Source organism: Oscillibacter ruminantium GH1 (assembly GCF_000307265.1).
GTDB lineage: Bacteria > Bacillota > Clostridia > Oscillospirales > Oscillospiraceae > Oscillibacter > Oscillibacter ruminantium.
In genome coordinates this window covers 364,124-378,626 of record NZ_DF158897.1, presented here as the reverse complement: position 1 = coordinate 378,626, position 14,503 = coordinate 364,124, and the positions used below count along the sequence as shown (strand labels likewise).

Below are 14,503 nucleotides of genomic sequence, written 5' to 3'. Positions count from 1 at the left end.
GAAAAAAATTTTGAGCGTCCTGCTCACCGTGTGCATGACGCTGACCCTGCTGCCCGTGTCCGCGCTGGCGGCGGGAGATGTTATGACCGTTAAAATTGATGACGGAACACCGACAACATACCAGAGCTTTGAAGCTGGCTGAAACGCGGCGGTTGAGGCAAGCGGCCAGGTAACTGTCAAGCTTCTTGCCGAGTGGACGGCGGCGGGCGGCAGCTTCGGCACCGGCGCGGGCTTTGGGAACGGCAGTTCAGGTAGCGGCGGTATCCTCGTCCCCTACGGCAAGACGATTGACCGAGGTCTGACGGCGGCAACCGCTTGGGGCAGCGTTATCCGCATCGAGGGCGGCAGTCTGACCATTATGGACAGCAGCACAAGTAAAACTGGCAAAATCACCGGCGCATATAACTATGACGGCGGCGCGGTGGATGTTATGAGGTCTTATGGTAATAATGTAGGCTTCCTCACCATGACCGGCGGCATCATCACCGGAAACAAGGCTGTCGGCGCAGAGAGCGGCACGGGCGGCGGCGCGGGGGGCGTCTATCTCGCCAACGACTGCGGCGGCTTTACCATGACCGGCGGCAGGATTTTTGGAAATACCGTCACCAGTGCCGCCAGCGCCGGCGGGGTGCTGTGTGCCGGTGCTGGTCAGCTCACAGTGGGCGCAGCGGCAACCAGAAAATCGTGGCTTCCGGAACCACGGACAGCAACGTCTATCTGCCCGAAAATGCAACCATCGCCTGCTCCGGCTTAACGCGGCGCGTCCATCGGGGTCACCACGCAGCAAGCTGCCGACTCCTTGGGTGTCGCCATCACGGACAGTAATAGTGCAGATTACAGCGGCTTTTTCAACTATGACCTTGTGGATAGCAGCAACGGCTATGCCCTCGCTTCAGCCGTGAATATCGGCGTCTACGGTGAGCAGGTGGTAAAGCTCATGACCGAGGTCATGACGGTTGACCTTGACGGCGCGGGAGAGGATAGTACCCCCAAAAAATACAACACCTTTGCCCAGGGCTGGAACGAGGCGGTGGGTGCAAGCAACACCATTGACACCATTGTCACCCTCAATGCCAACTGGACGGCGAAGTCCAGGAACGGATCTACCAGCTTCGGCAGCGGCGGGGGCTTTGAACGCGGCGGCGCTATCAGCGTCCCCGCCGGCAAAATCATCACCCTTGACCTGAACGACAAAACCATCAACCGCGCCTTGACGCAGGGGATTGCGAACGGCAACGTCGTCACCGTCGCCGGCAGTCTCACCGTCAAGGACGAAAGCAGCACCGATGTTGCCCAACAAGGCAAAATCACCGGCGGCTGGAACAGCACAGCAGGCAGCCAAAGCGGCGGCGGTATCCTTGTGAACGGCATCGGTGCAACGCTGTGTCTTGAGGGCGGCAGCATCACCGGCAACAAATCCATTGGCTGGGGCGGCGGCGTAAAAAACGATACGGGAACCTTCATCATGACCGGCGGCAAAATTACCGGGAATGTCACCAATTACGGAAATACGGCGGCAACCAATGACTACAATAACTGCGGAGGCGGTGTGTATTCCGGAACCTCCTTTAGGATGACCGGCGGTGAAATCTTCGGCAACTTCGTCTGCGGCGACGGTACCGGCAACAAGGGCGGCGGCGTGTTCTTCTATAATACACTCACCGTGGGCGGCACGGCTGTTATAAAGGACAATCAGTCAGGCTGCACCTTTGATAATGGTACCGTCTCCGGCGGTATCACAGACAATGTGTATCTGCGGAGCGATAAAACACTCACACTCGGGACGTTCTCTTCGTCCTCGTCCGTCACCCCGTCCATCGGCGTGACCACGGAGGACGCGCCCACAAAGGATAGCCCCGTTACGATAACCACGTAGAGCGGCGGTGCGGATTATCACAGCCTTTTCTACAGCGACGATTCTGTCAAGTATAAAATAATCAACGGCGCGGGCAACGCGGTGCAGTTAAAATTGAAAGACATTTACACAATCACCGCCAGCGCGGGGACGGGCGGAACCATCACCCCCAGCGGCGCTGTCAGCGTATTTGACGGCAGCAGCCAGAGCTTTACCGTCATGGCCGACAGCGGCTATGAAATCGCGGACGTGAAGGTGGACGGCGCCAGCGTGGGCGCGCAAACCAGCCATACGTTTTCCAATGTGACCGCCACCCACACCATTGCCGCGACCTTCTCCAGTACCGGCCCAAGCCTCATCTATGACATTTCCACCGCCGCGCAGCTGATGGAGCTGGCGGAAAAGGTGAACGGCGGGGACGCGGCGTGGGCGACGCGGTCCTATCGGCTGACGCAGGACATTGACCTTTCCGGCATCGCCAGCTGGACGCCCATCGGCGCGGGCAATACCGCGTCGGACGGCCAGCCCAGCAACGCCAAGCCTTTCAGGGGCCACTTTGACGGTAACGGCAAAACCATTTCCAACCTCACCATTGCCGCGCCTATCAAGGACGATCAGGGCCTGTTTGGCTATGCGGAGGGTGCCACTATTCAGAATCTCACGCTGACAAACTGCGATGTTATCGGAAATGACTACGTCGGCGGCATCGCGGGATGGGCATCCGGGAGTCGGCTAGCCAACTGCTCTGCCAGCGGCGTGGTCAAAGGCAATTACGAAGTTGGCGGCATCGTGGGCATCGCGAATCAACTAACAACCCGCAATATTGGCAGCAGCATGGTTAACTGCACCAATGCCTGCGCGGTCACAGGTAAAACTGATTGTGTTGGCGGCTTGGCGGGAAACTTTACCGGCGACAACAGCTGGATGGCAAACTGCCGCAACTCAGGGGAGGTGTCAGGTACTTCGTATGTAGGCGGTATTGTAGGCAGTTTCAATAATACCGAAGCCACCATACGCAACTGCTATAACGTGGAATCCATCTTGGCATCCAAACAGTCTGGCGGTATCGCAGGGTGGAACAGCGCCGGCTCAAACGGTTATTATGGCACCGAGCCGGGTTTGGGCAGCATCGCTTATTGCTACTCTCAGACACATACGGTTTCCAATGTTGAGCCTCCAGTAGGGTCAGCTGACAATTACAAACAAGGCGCTTTGGTAAGCGAAAATTTCTACACTTATTCTAACGGCAAGAATTTGCCAGGCGTGCTGACGGGCTGCGGCACCTTTGCCACTGCCAGCGGAAACATCACGCCGGTAAACGACTACGTGGGCGAAGCCCAGCAGACTTCCTTCACCAATCCCTATGTTTCCGGCACAACCACCATCCTTGTCAATGCCCTGAATAGCTGGGCAAGAAGCCCGGAGGGTAGGGCGGCGGGCGCAAACTTCTGGGTGTTGGACGGCAATGGAAATCCCGCGCCCGTGTTGACGAGCGATCCCGGCGGCGCGTACTTCGCCGACGCGGCGTGGTATCTGCGCAAGGAGAACATCATGAAGGGCATCGGCGAAACGACGTTCTCCGGCGGCGAGAAGCTGAACCGCCAGCAATCGTGGATGATTCTTTCTCGGGTGGAGGGTCAAGCGCCCCCCAGCATGGCGGCGGCAAAGGCATGGGTAGTTTCCGCCAACGTGTCCGACGGCAGCAACGCAGGCGGGATTGTCTCCCGTCAGCAATTGGCGGTGATGCTGTACCGCGCGGCGGGCTCTCCCGCAGTCACGAAAAACAAGCTCAAGGATTTCTCCGATGGGTCCGCCGTGGCGGCCTACGCCAAGGACGCCATGAATTGGACGCTGGAGGCCGAAATTCTCACCGGCAATGGCGGCAAGCTGAATGCTGCCGATCCCGCCTCCCGGGCCAACGCTGCTGTGATGTTCACGCGGTATCTGAACATGGTTCAAAAGTAAAAAACAGCTGGTTCAAGCAGTCCAAAGGGCGTGCCGTCTGCATTTGCAGACGGCACGCCCTTTTCTTTTGACTTTTCACCAAGGATAGCCGAAAAAACAATCAATCAGATTTTTGAAAGCTACCCGTCCCTATCCGCCCGATTTTCACCTCATAGCCGCAGCCGTTCCCGCAGCCGTTTCACCCGCTCCCGACCAATGGGCAGCACGGCGGGAAACCCCTGCATATGCAGGCCAAAGCCGCTGTTGGACCAAGGAAAGATATCCCGAATCAGCTTCAGCTGGACAAGGCAGGTTTTGTGGATGCGGAAAAAACCGTGGGGCGACAGCTGCGCTTCATAGGTCCCAAGGGGGACGGTGGTGGAGTAGGTGGATTTATCGACAGTGTGGAGGATACAGTGGCGATCCGCGCCGGAGGTTTCGATGTAGACGATGCGCTCCATGTCCAAAAGGGTCGTGTGGCGGTTGACGGTGACGGCAATTTTTCCCACGGTGGTTTCCGCGGGGGGCGGCGCGCCGTGGTGGTGCTTTGCGCTCTCCATGCACTGGGCAAGCACCTGCGTCACCCGTTCAGGGTCGAAGGGTTTGAGGATGTAATTGTCCACGCCCAGCTCAAAGGCCTTCACGCCGTATTCCGGATAGGCCGTGGCAAACACGATCTGCACATGGGGCGACAGTTTTCGGGCCAGAGACGCGATGGTGGTTCCCATCATGTCCCCCAGATGAATGTCCACAAACAGCAGATCAAACGGCTCCTGTTCCAACAGCTGCATTGCCTGCGCGCCGCTGGCGGCCTCGCGGAGATCGGCGAGGGGCTGGGATTGGCGGATTTGGTGAATCAGCTCTTCCCGGGAGTATTTTTCATCATCAATCACTGCAATTTTCATTGAGGAAAACTCCTTTGCCAAATTTTCGCCGGGGCTTTGGGAGAACGGTTCAGAGGACCTCTGCCGCATCTGCCATCAGTGGTATCTGTGTGGCCGTGGGCGGGACCACGGGGATGCGAAAGGAAACCGTGGACCCGGTGGGCGTGCTGTCCACATGGAGGCGGCTCTCCGCCCCGTAAATACTGACCAGCCGCTTGGAAACATTGAAAAGACCGGTATAGCGCCGGTTGTTGGGGTTGTTCAGGTCCCGCAAAACATCTTCCGGAAAGCCGTGGCCCTGATCGGTCACGGCCACGGTCAGCCAGTCCCCTTCCCCCTCCAGCCGCAGCGTCACTACCCGGTTGTCCACGGCCACACCCCCGTGGCGGACGGCATTTTCTACCAGCGGCTGGACAATCAGCGGCGGCAGGCGGCAGGAAGAACCGTCCGCCGTGTTTATAAAAGTAAAGTGGATGGCGTCCACAAATCGAGCTTGGGCAATGGTGAGATAATTGCGGACGTTGTTCAGCTCCTCTTCCAGCGTTACGAATTCCTCGTTGATGGAAAGGGTCTGGCGGTAATAGTTGGCCAGAACCACCAGAAGACTCCGTGCCTTGTCTGGGTTCGTGCGGCAGAGAGCGGAGATGGTGTTCAGTGCGTTGCAGAAAAAATGGGGATTAATCTGGGACTGGAAGGCCCGGAACTCCGCCTGTCGCCGCAGCTGAATCTGATAATCCAGCGTGTTCAACTCTAAAATGGTGGAGAAAAGGTGCGCCAGATTCTCCGCGAAACGGATATCGGCGCGGGCAATCCGCAGACCGCCCTGATCCACCACCAGCGCCAGCGCGCCGATGACCTTTCCGTTGGCTTTCAAGGGGGTGGAGATACTGCCCTCCCGGTCAAACAACCCGCGATCCGTTCCCAAAACCTGCGTAGCGTCCTGTTCCATGCACTGGCGCATGGGCTCCGGCAGCGCCGGTTCTTTCAAGGAAAGGCCGCTGGTGGCCAGAACCTGCTCCCGGTCGGAGAGAACCACCACGTATCCGGCGCTGTGAAGCCGAATGATATCTGCCGCCGTCTGAAGATTTTCTCGATTAGAAAGCCCCTGCCGAAGATAGGGCAGGCACCGGTCGGCAATATACAGCGCCGCGCTCTGGTGTTCGATGAGATCGTCGGCCTGTCCCCGCCGAAGCTGGAGAAAAACGCTGAAAAAGAAGACCATTCCAATGGAATTTATCACAATTTTCGGAAACAAAATCATGGATTCCAGCTCCACCACCGCGGAAAAGGGCCGAGCCAGCAAAAACAGCCACCCCGCTTGCAGCAATTCCCCCGTCACCGTGATATAGACGAGAAAGCTGCGCCTACGCAGCAGTCCCCCGCAGTATTTGTGGGCCAGCGCACCCACCGCGCCAAAGCAGATCGTTCCTATGCAGCAGCCCAAAGCTGTGAAGCTGGTGGGGTTGTAAAAATAGCGGTGAATCCCGCCGATCAGCCCGGCGCCCAGACCGGACACCGGTCCGCCCAAAAGCCCCGCCGCCGTGACGCTGATGACGCGGGTGTTAATAATCGCGTCGAGAGTCTCAAAGCCAAAGCAGGTGGAAAAAATGGCCATCGCTCCAAACAGCAGCGCCAGCACCAGCTGCCCCTTTAAGGTCATATCATAGGGCCTTAAAAGCCGCCGCAAAGGGCGGAATTCTCCCAAAACGGTGGCGGCCAGCAGTAGAATGCTGATGTTCAGAAGCAGTGACAGCGGCATGGAGTCAGACATGAAGTCCTCCTTCTGTTGGTCTTTTGATTCGCCCGGAACAGGCCCTGGCGGATGATTCAACATTCTTAATTATAAACAATTTGTGAAAAAATGCAATGTTAAAAGTTAAACGATGAAAATTCAACGACTTTCTACAAAATATTACCCTAAATTTGCAGGAGAGGCGTTTAGATTATGCAAAAACGATTGCCGTTTACGGGGCAAAAACGACCGTTCGCGCAAGATACGGGACAGAACGCGCAGAAAGAATTGACGCACTTCAAAATTTGTTCATAATTAAAGGCGATCAAGCCTGCGCGCACGGTGTGCTGACTGCGGGCAAAAACAAAAATGAGGGGGAAATCACATGAAAAGAGCATTGTCTCTCGTTCTGGCGCTGGGTATGGCGCTGACTCTGGCGGCCTGCGGCGCGGCGCCTGCCGCCTCCGGCTCCGCATCCTCTGCATCTTCTGGTTCTGCGGCGGCTTCCGGCTCTGCGGATGGCAGTCTGGCTCTGCTGAGTCAGGCAGACCGGGCCAAGGAGTTTGTCACCGTGGCCACCGGCCCGACTTCCGGCATCTACTATCCCATCGGCGGCGCGTTTGCCACCGCTCTGGGCGACTGGGGTTATAAGACCAGCGCGGAAGCCACCAACGCTTCCGGCGCGAACATTCAGCTGATTCAGGACGGCGACGCTGAGATCGCCATCGCCATGCAGGATGCCGTTATGCAGGCCTACACCGGCACCGGCGCTTATGACGGCACCGCGCCCGCTGAAGACCTGCGCGCGCTGATGCGCCTGTGGCCCAACTACGTGCAGCTGGTCACCACCGCCTCCACCGGCATCAAGACCATCGAGGACCTGCGGGGCAAGCGCGTGGGCGTTGGCGCGGCCAACTCCGGCGTTGAGATCAACGCCCGCATGATTCTGGAGGCCTACGGTATCACCTATAACGATATTACTCCCGACTATCTGGCTTACGGCGAGGCCATCGACAACATGAAGAACGGCCAGTGCGACGCGGTGTTCGTCACCTCCGGTCTTCCCAACGCCACGGTGATGGAGCTGGGCGTGAGCTATGACATGGTGATCGTTCCCATCGACGGCGAGGGCCGCGACAAGCTGGTCAACGACTATCCCTACTACGCCAAGGCCACCATCCCCGCCGGTACTTACAACAACGACGCGGACATCGAGGGTGTTTTCGTGTACAACATCATGATGGTGCGCAAGGACCTGTCCGACGAGATGGTTCACGACATGCTGACCGGTATCTTTGAGAACATCGGCACCATCCAGGCTTCTCACAACGCCGCCAACCAGAACATCTCTCTGGACGTGGGCGTCAGCGACATCCAGCTGCCCCTGCATCCCGGCGCGGAGGCATTCTGGAAAGAGCAGGGTTACCTCAACTAAGGCTTTTTCGGGGGTTGCGTTGGCCGGAGGGCGGTTCCATCCGTCCTCCGGCTTCCCCTTGAAGGCGGGCGCGCCTCCAAGGAAAATTCCCCGGCCTTTTGCCGCGGGGAGGTAGAGTAAGACCATGAAGCACTGCGTACAAGCCGCGCTGTTTCTGCTGCTTTCCTGCGCCTTTATGGCGCTGGCGGCATGGGACGGCGGGCCTCGGATCAGCTTTCAGCTCTATGACCGGGAAAACGAGCGGGTGGTTTTGGAGGTTTCGGCCCAACCCGGAGATCAGCTCCGGCTGGAGATCGAGCACTCCTTCGAGCACATTCCGTGGTATGAATACTATACCATTCTGCCCGACGGCGGCTTCAATCTGGATGCCATCGCCGTAGCGGGCTATGGCGCGGGCATTCCGGCGGAAATGGACGTTCCCACCCGCATAGAGGACGGCCTTGTCTGGATGGAGGACATCAACAGCTATTTTCCGGAGTTTCACTGGCTGACTTCCTCCACCTATATGAAGGGCCTGACTCTCAACGGGTCGGAGATTTTTGATTTCCGCACGCTGCCCAACGCCAGCCGCATCACCGGAAGAATCATTACAAAGGGAGGTATTTCCATTGGCTAATATTAAAAAAGGATCGGAAGAAGCCGTTGCCAGCGGCGCGGAAGTCCTTGAAAAGTTTGAAAAGGAATCCAGAACCCGCAATTTTGACGCAAAGTCTCTGGTCAAAATTGTCTATGTCCTCTGCTTCCTGTTTACCGTTTACCATCTGGCCTACGCCTCCGGCGTTCGTTTCATGCAGATGGTCAATATCAAGCACCACGCCATCCATGTGGGTTTGGTTTTAGTGCTTGGCTTTGCCATGTATCCGGCGTTTAAAAAATCCAGCCGGACGCGCATCGCTTGGTATGACTGGGCCTGCATCGCCCTGTCCGCCTGTATGCCGGTCTATGTCTTTGCCCGGTACAACGTGTTCATTTCCACCGGCTTCCAGCCCTCTGTGCTGGATATTGTGGTGGGAAGTATTTTGATTCTGCTGGTGCTGGAATGCTCCCGCCGAATCAGCGGACCGGCGCTGTCCATCCTTTCTCTCATTTTCATTATTTACGGCATTTTTGGCCGGTATTTCCCCGGTGTGTTTATGCACCGGGGCTATACGTGGGAGCGCGTGGTGCAGTGCCTGACCATTGGTACGGAGGGTATTTACGGCTCCACCGTTAAAGTCTCCGCCACCTATATTGTCCTGTTCATCATCTTTGGCGAGGTTATGAACAAGTGCGGCATGGGCAAGTTCTTTAATGACATTGCCAACTCTCTGGCGGGCAGCACCAAGGGCGGCCCCGCCAAGGTGGCCGTGCTGGCCTCCGGCTTTTTGGGGTCCATCAACGGCTCTGCCGTTGCCAACGTGGTGACCACCGGCACCTTTACCATCCCTCTGATGAAAAAGACCGGCTACTCCAAGGAATTTGCCGGAGCCGTGGAGGCCACCGCCTCCGTGGGCGGGCAGCTGCTGCCGCCGATTATGGGCGCCGCCGCCTTCGTCATGGCGGAGACGCTGGGCGTGCAGTATCCCGTCATCATCAAGGCCGCCGTGATTCCCGCGCTGATTTACTATCTGGGCATCATCATTCAGGTTCAGCTGCGGGCCAGCCGGGACAATCTGGTGGGCATTCCCAAGGACCAGCTGCCCAAGGCGGGTCAGGTCATGCGGGAGCAGGGCCATCTGTTGATTCCCATTGTGTTTTTGCTGTACATGCTGATTTTCAGCGGTAAGACCGTGATTGTCAGCGCGTTCTGGACCATTGCGGTCACCATTGTGGTGGCGCAGCTGCGGCCCATCAGCCGCATGAGTCTCAAGGACATCTGCGACGCGTTCGTAGCCGGCGCCAAGTCCACCATCTCCGTGGCAATTGCCTGCGCCTGCGTGGGCATCATCGTGGGCGTATGCGGTTTGACCGGCTTCGCGCTGAACGTGGCCTCCACCATCATCAGCATCGGTCAGAGCAGCATCTTCCTGACGCTGATTTTCACCATGATTACCTGCATGATTCTGGGTATGGGCCTGCCCTCCATTCCGGCCTATCTTATCACCGCCACCATCGCGGCGCCCGCGCTGATTCAGCTGGGCGTTCCCGATATTGCGGCCCACATGTTCTGCTTCTACTTTGCCATGTTCGCGAACCTCACGCCTCCCGTTGCTCTTGCCTCCTTTGCGGCGGCGGGCCTGTCCGGCGGCAGTCCCATGAAGACCGGCGTGGTGTCGGTAAAGCTGGCTCTGGCGGGATTCATCGTCCCCTACATGTTCGTGTATAACCAGCAGCTGATGCTGGACAACGTGACGCTGTTCACCGGCATTCAAGTGGTTATCACCGCCTGCGTGGGTGTGTTCCTGATCGCCGTGGCGGCAGAGGGTTTCCTCTTTACCAAAGTCAACTGGATCTTCCGTGTGGCCGCTTTTGTGGCGGCGCTGCTGATGATTGACAGCGGCATTGTCACCGACGCGGTGGGCCTGGCCCTGTTTGCGGCGGTTCTCGCTTATCAGTATTTGAAGAGCAAGAGACACAGTACCCCTGCGGCGGTTTGACGGAGTTTCCGAAAAGGAAAAATATATTAGAAAAAGGCACGGGAGCGGCATAGCCGTTCCCGTGCCTTTTTAACTTCAGTTCAACCGGAAGCTGGAGTTACTCGCCCAGATAACTCAAAATCGCCTCGCCGATATAGTGTGCTGTGCCGTCGCCGTAGCTGTCCAGCATTTCCGCAAAACGGTCGTCCGCCGCATACAGCCGTCCCATGCGAAGGAGCTTTTCGTTGTCGCATCCGTCATGGTACTTGGCCATGTGGGCCTGCCACTGCTCCACCAGCGCCCGGGCATCCGGGCAGGCGGGATCGTCTGCCGGGGTCAGGGCGGCAAACGCTTGCAGCAGCTTGTCTTCCTCGGCCTGCTCGCCGGTGGCTCCAATATAATTGCTCATCGTATCCTCCTCAATTCCCACACTCAATGGAGATTTTGTTGAACAGCGCCAACAAATCGTCCATCGAGGTGTTTTGCTTTTCCGCACCGATCCGATCCAGCACCACATGGCCCCGGTCCATCATCAGCAGCCGGTCGCCGTATTCCACAGCGTAGCGCAGATTGTGGGTCACCATCATGGCGGTGAGCTTCTTTTCCCGCACCACTTTATCGGTGAGCTGCATGATGACCTCCGCAGTCTTGGGGTCCAGAGCCGCCGTGTGTTCGTCCAGAATCAGAAATTTCAGCGGTGTCATCGTGGCCATCAGCAGCGCCACGGCCTGCCGCTGACCGCCGGAAAGGGACCCCATTTTTACACCCAGCTTATCCTCAAGCCCCAGGCCCAGGCTCTCCAGCTCGCTGCGATAATAGTCTGTGCGTTTTTTGTTCACGCCTCGGCTGAAGCCAAAGGTTTTCCCCTTGTTGTCCGCAAGGGACAAATTTTCCAGCATGGTCAGATTGGGGCAGGTGCCCATGGAGGGGTTTTGATACACCCGGCCCATGGTAATATAGCGCTGGAAGTCCCGCTTTTTGGAAATGCTCTCGCCACCCACCAGCACGTCTCCGCTCTCGATGGGAATTGAACCGCAGATGATGTTCAGCAAAGACGTTTTGCCGGAGCCGTTGCTGCCCACGATAGAAATGAATTGGCCGTCTTCCACGGAGAGGGAGAACTTGTCAAACAGGCACTGTTCCGTCACGGTGCCGGGGTTGTAGGTCTTGGAGACCCCTCGAATCTCAAGCATGGATGATCTCCTCCCCTTTCCGTCCGGACGCCACCAGCACCAGTAAAAACAGCACGGCGGTGATGAGTTTCATCATGTTGGGGGGCAGCCCCAAATCCAACGCCACGGCGATGCACAGCTTATAGAGAATGCTGCCCACCACCACGGCGGTGGTTCCCTTTACAAAGCTGAGACGGCGGAACAGCGCCACGCCGATGATCACCGTTGCCAGACCGAAGACCACCTGTCCGGTGCCCATGGTGGCGGAAAAGCTGCGGGTTTCGTGGCACACCAGCGCCCCGCCCAGCGCCACCAGCGCGTTGGAGATCACAAGGCCCGCCAGCTTCACGTTGCCCTTGTCCTTGGCAAGGGACGTGACCAAAAAGGCGTTGTCACCCACGGCCCGGAGCAGCAGACCCGCCTTTGTGGCAAAGAACGCGTCCAGCAGCAGTTTGACAAGAAGCGTGATAATGAGAGCGACGATCAGCTTGCGATAGGTGAGACTCAGTCCCCCGAACAGGGCCATGGTAGGCCCAGCGGTAAAAATGGTGTCCACCGCCCGCTCCACCGTCAGGTTGGACCCGGCGATCTGGAGATTGATGGAAAACAGGGCGGTCATGGTGATGATGCCCGCCAGCAGGTCCCGGACGTGAAGCTTCACATGGATGAAGCCAGTGAAAAGTCCCGCCAGTGCGCCCATACACAGTGCCGCCAGCAGCGTGAGATACGGGTTGCAGCCGTTTGTCAGCAGCACGGCGGTGACCGCCGCCCCCAGAGGAAAGCTGCCGTCCACGCTCAGATCGGGAAAGTCCAAAATGGAATAGGTGATGTACACGCCGAAAGAGACCAGCGCGTAAATCAATCCCTGAATCAGGGTGCTGACCAGCAGGTCCAGCATGGCGGTCCCTCCTTTCAGATCAAAAAAGATGGAAACAGGGCGAGGCTCTCCGCCGTTTTTTCGGCGGAGAGCGGCGCCATAGAAATCAGGCAGGGGAAAAACGCTCAGGCAGCGGCGTTAGCCTCTGTGGCAGCTGCCGCAATGTCGGCGGGAACGGCGATGCCCATGGCGTCCAGCACGTCGGAATTGATATAGGTGCTGTAAGAGGCAATCGTCTCAAAGGGGATATCGGCACACACGGCTTCGCCCCGGATAACCTTGGCGGCCATAGCACCGGTCTGGCGGCCCAGCTGGATGTAGTCGATACCGGCGGAGGCGGCGCAGCCGATCTTCACCTGCTCGATCTCAGAGCCATACACGGGAATGCCGGCCTCGTTGGTCTTTTCCAAAACGGCGGGGAGAACGCCCACCACATTGTTGTCAGTCAGATTGGAGAAGCAGTCCACCTTGTGGGAGATCAGGGTGTCTGCGCCCTGAGGGACCTCTGCCGGGGTGGTCACGCCCACCGCGTCAATGGTGAAGCCATAGTCCCCGGCCTTGGCCTCATACTCGGCAATGGTGGACACGGAGTTGGGTTCGCTGGTGGTATACAGGATGCCGATGGTCTTGGCCTCGGGCTGCATGGCCCGAATCAGCTGAAGCTGAGCCTCTACCGGAAGCGCGTCGGAGGTCCCGGTGATGTTGCCGGAAGACAGGTTGGCGGCGACGGGGTCGTTGACCGCCACATACACCACGGGGATATCCTTTTCCTCGGCAGCGGCATAGCAGGCCACGGCGGAGGGCGTGGCCACGGCCACCATCATATCCACGCCGTCGGAGGAGAACTTGCTGGCGATCTGCGTGTCCATGGCGTCGTCAAATCCGGCGTTCTGGTAATCCACCACGTAGTCCGTTCCCTCCACAAGACCCGCTTCCTCAAGGCCCTGCAAAAAGCCCTCGCGGCAGTTGTCCAGAGAAGCGTGCTGCCCGTATTGCAAAAGGCCGATCTTATAAGGATCTCCGGTGGCGGAAGAGGAACCAGAGGAGGATGCGCCGTTATTGCCGCAGGCGGCAAGGCTCAAAGTCATGGCGGCAGCCAGAGCAAACGTTAAAAACTTTTTCATAAGAGAGTATCTCCAATCTTTTCATTTAAATTTTGGGAAGTGCAGCGCGGTTTCGTCCTGAAAGAAAATATTTGCAGACGCCATCGCCGCCATCGATTCCTGTTCATCCAAACCACTCCTTTTCCATCAAACAAAACAAAAAAGCCCTGCCCCAATCATCATTGGGACAAGACTCAGTCCTGCGGTACCACCCAAGTTGACGCAAAGCGCCCGCTCGTTTCACGTACTTCCATACGCGCCGCGCTGGTAACGGGTGCGGTTCCCGTCAGCCGCTACTCGCTTTCGCTTTCGCTCTGCCCTCGACAGTCCATTCAGTCCCGGGTCCCCTGCCGCGATCTCACCATCCGCGGCTCTCTTAAAGGGTTGCCCTTGGGCCTACTCCTCTGTCTCACAGGTTTTACTTGATTGTTTTGCATTATATGCGGGCGAGAACCTTTTGTCAAGAGGGAATTTTCTCAACTGCGTGTCCGCGCGAGGATTATTCTTTGCGTTCAGGAATGTACTCGACAATTTCGTCTAAGCCACAGTCCAAAATTTCACACAGCTTTCTCAAAGTATCGGTGGTAATATTTTCGTTGTGCTTTAACCGCCGGATTGTGCGGCTTTCAATGCCATATTTTTGGCGGAGCAGATAGGTGGAAAGCCCCTTTGCACGCATGGTTTCCCAAAGCCGATTAAAAACAACCACCTCATCGCCCACGCTTTGACGTTTAATCCTCCATTTTGAAAAGGTCGTTGGGCGTACAGTCCAAAAGCTGACACAATGCCTCGATATTTTCATAACGGATGGATTTTGTTTCGTTATTCACCATCTTGTTGAAGTTTTGATAACTCATGCCCAATTGCTTATAGAGCCAGTATTTTGTTCTGCCCTGCTGCTCCAGTAAGGTTAAAAGATCTAATTTAATCATAAGACATGTCTCCA

The 14,503-nt window shown here is 57.3% G+C and carries 15 protein-coding genes and 1 other annotated feature; of the genes, 7 read left to right on the top strand and 8 right to left on the bottom strand.

The window, feature by feature from the left end:
* The first annotated feature begins 10 nt into the window (after nucleotides 1–10).
* From ON16_RS16245 to ON16_RS14955, 4 genes are all read left to right on the top strand, one after another.
* Nucleotides 11–142, top strand: coding sequence for a hypothetical protein (locus ON16_RS16245; RefSeq protein WP_274531948.1), 132 nt, complete (start codon nucleotides 11–13; stop codon nucleotides 140–142).
* A 216-nt stretch (nucleotides 143–358) separates the two neighbouring features.
* Complete coding sequence (locus ON16_RS06375; RefSeq protein ID WP_040660437.1) at nucleotides 359–754, top strand: hypothetical protein; 396 nt, start codon at nucleotides 359–361, stop codon at nucleotides 752–754.
* Nucleotides 755–799: 45 nt separating this feature from the next.
* Complete coding sequence (locus ON16_RS06370; protein ID WP_040660435.1) at nucleotides 800–1,876, top strand: hypothetical protein; 1,077 nt, start codon at nucleotides 800–802, stop codon at nucleotides 1,874–1,876.
* A gap of 93 nt (nucleotides 1,877–1,969) precedes the next feature.
* The gene (locus tag ON16_RS14955) at nucleotides 1,970–3,820 is read left to right on the top strand and encodes a GLUG motif-containing protein (protein ID WP_144032061.1); all 1,851 of its coding nucleotides are present in this window, start codon (nucleotides 1,970–1,972) and stop codon (nucleotides 3,818–3,820) included.
* Between the two features lie 149 nt (nucleotides 3,821–3,969).
* Here ON16_RS14955 and ON16_RS06360 read toward each other — a convergent pair whose 3' ends face one another.
* Together ON16_RS06360 and ON16_RS06355 are read right to left on the bottom strand one after the other, a co-directional pair.
* A complete protein-coding gene (locus tag ON16_RS06360; RefSeq protein ID WP_040660433.1) occupies nucleotides 3,970–4,704 on the bottom strand; it encodes a LytR/AlgR family response regulator transcription factor in 735 nt (244 codons plus the stop codon).
* Nucleotides 4,705–4,753: 49 nt separating this feature from the next.
* Nucleotides 4,754–6,454 carry a LytS/YhcK type 5TM receptor domain-containing protein gene (locus ON16_RS06355; protein ID WP_040660431.1) on the bottom strand — a complete coding sequence of 567 codons (1,701 nt, stop codon included), beginning with the start codon at nucleotides 6,452–6,454 and terminating at the stop codon, nucleotides 4,754–4,756.
* Between the two features lie 346 nt (nucleotides 6,455–6,800).
* On the opposite strand from ON16_RS06355, the gene ON16_RS06350 reads away from it, so the two are divergent.
* The 3 genes from ON16_RS06350 (at nucleotide 6,801) to ON16_RS06340 (ending at nucleotide 10,426) form a co-directional block, all read left to right on the top strand.
* Nucleotides 6,801–7,850: a TAXI family TRAP transporter solute-binding subunit gene (locus ON16_RS06350; protein WP_081579610.1), complete on the top strand. Its 1,050-nt coding sequence runs from the start codon at nucleotides 6,801–6,803 to the stop codon at nucleotides 7,848–7,850.
* A 124-nt stretch (nucleotides 7,851–7,974) separates the two neighbouring features.
* Nucleotides 7,975–8,466, top strand: a complete 492-nt coding sequence (locus tag ON16_RS06345; protein WP_040660429.1) for a DUF1850 domain-containing protein — start codon at nucleotides 7,975–7,977, stop codon at nucleotides 8,464–8,466.
* The gene (locus tag ON16_RS06340; protein ID WP_040660428.1) at nucleotides 8,459–10,426 is read left to right on the top strand and encodes a TRAP transporter permease; all 1,968 of its coding nucleotides are present in this window, start codon (nucleotides 8,459–8,461) and stop codon (nucleotides 10,424–10,426) included. Before ON16_RS06345 ends, ON16_RS06340 begins: the two co-directional genes overlap by 8 nt.
* 97 nt (nucleotides 10,427–10,523) lie before the next feature.
* Here the strand turns inward: ON16_RS06340 and ON16_RS06335 are convergent, their stop codons facing one another.
* From ON16_RS06335 to ON16_RS06310, 6 genes are all read right to left on the bottom strand, one after another.
* Complete coding sequence (locus ON16_RS06335; protein ID WP_040660426.1) at nucleotides 10,524–10,814, bottom strand: TipAS antibiotic-recognition domain-containing protein; 291 nt, start codon at nucleotides 10,812–10,814, stop codon at nucleotides 10,524–10,526.
* A gap of 10 nt (nucleotides 10,815–10,824) precedes the next feature.
* Nucleotides 10,825–11,598 carry an ABC transporter ATP-binding protein gene (locus ON16_RS06330; RefSeq protein ID WP_040660425.1) on the bottom strand — a complete coding sequence of 258 codons (774 nt, stop codon included), beginning with the start codon at nucleotides 11,596–11,598 and terminating at the stop codon, nucleotides 10,825–10,827.
* Nucleotides 11,591–12,475, bottom strand: coding sequence for an ABC transporter permease (locus tag ON16_RS06325; RefSeq protein ID WP_193372947.1), 885 nt, complete (start codon nucleotides 12,473–12,475; stop codon nucleotides 11,591–11,593). Before ON16_RS06325 ends, ON16_RS06330 begins: the two co-directional genes overlap by 8 nt.
* Before the next feature lie 104 nt (nucleotides 12,476–12,579).
* Nucleotides 12,580–13,578 carry an ABC transporter substrate-binding protein gene (locus ON16_RS06320; RefSeq protein WP_040660422.1) on the bottom strand — a complete coding sequence of 333 codons (999 nt, stop codon included), beginning with the start codon at nucleotides 13,576–13,578 and terminating at the stop codon, nucleotides 12,580–12,582.
* 159 nt (nucleotides 13,579–13,737) lie between these two features.
* Nucleotides 13,738–13,979 (bottom strand) — a binding site (T-box leader).
* 77 nt (nucleotides 13,980–14,056) lie between these two features.
* A complete protein-coding gene (locus ON16_RS06315; RefSeq protein ID WP_243441780.1) occupies nucleotides 14,057–14,278 on the bottom strand; it encodes a helix-turn-helix domain-containing protein in 222 nt (73 codons plus the stop codon).
* Nucleotides 14,279–14,288: 10 nt separating this feature from the next.
* The gene (locus ON16_RS06310) at nucleotides 14,289–14,489 is read right to left on the bottom strand and encodes a helix-turn-helix domain-containing protein (RefSeq protein WP_040660420.1); all 201 of its coding nucleotides are present in this window, start codon (nucleotides 14,487–14,489) and stop codon (nucleotides 14,289–14,291) included.
* Between the last annotated feature and the right edge of the window lie 14 nt (nucleotides 14,490–14,503).

What these genes read in the sequence shown, in the direction of transcription:
- ON16_RS06375 (WP_040660437.1), top strand. Translation starts at nt 359, where the DNA reads ATGGACAGCAGCACAAGTAAAACTGGCAAAATCACCGGCGCATATAAC.
- ON16_RS06360 (WP_040660433.1), bottom strand. Translation starts at nt 4,704, where the DNA reads ATGAAAATTGCAGTGATTGATGATGAAAAATACTCCCGGGAAGAGCTG.
- ON16_RS06355 (WP_040660431.1), bottom strand. Translation starts at nt 6,454, where the DNA reads ATGTCTGACTCCATGCCGCTGTCACTGCTTCTGAACATCAGCATTCTA.
- ON16_RS06350 (WP_081579610.1), top strand. Translation starts at nt 6,801, where the DNA reads ATGAAAAGAGCATTGTCTCTCGTTCTGGCGCTGGGTATGGCGCTGACT.
- ON16_RS06345 (WP_040660429.1), top strand. Translation starts at nt 7,975, where the DNA reads ATGAAGCACTGCGTACAAGCCGCGCTGTTTCTGCTGCTTTCCTGCGCC.
- ON16_RS06335 (WP_040660426.1), bottom strand. Translation starts at nt 10,814, where the DNA reads ATGAGCAATTATATTGGAGCCACCGGCGAGCAGGCCGAGGAAGACAAG.
- ON16_RS06330 (WP_040660425.1), bottom strand. Translation starts at nt 11,598, where the DNA reads ATGCTTGAGATTCGAGGGGTCTCCAAGACCTACAACCCCGGCACCGTG.
- ON16_RS06325 (WP_193372947.1), bottom strand. Translation starts at nt 12,475, where the DNA reads ATGCTGGACCTGCTGGTCAGCACCCTGATTCAGGGATTGATTTACGCG.
- ON16_RS06320 (WP_040660422.1), bottom strand. Translation starts at nt 13,578, where the DNA reads ATGAAAAAGTTTTTAACGTTTGCTCTGGCTGCCGCCATGACTTTGAGC.
- ON16_RS06310 (WP_040660420.1), bottom strand. Translation starts at nt 14,489, where the DNA reads ATGATTAAATTAGATCTTTTAACCTTACTGGAGCAGCAGGGCAGAACA.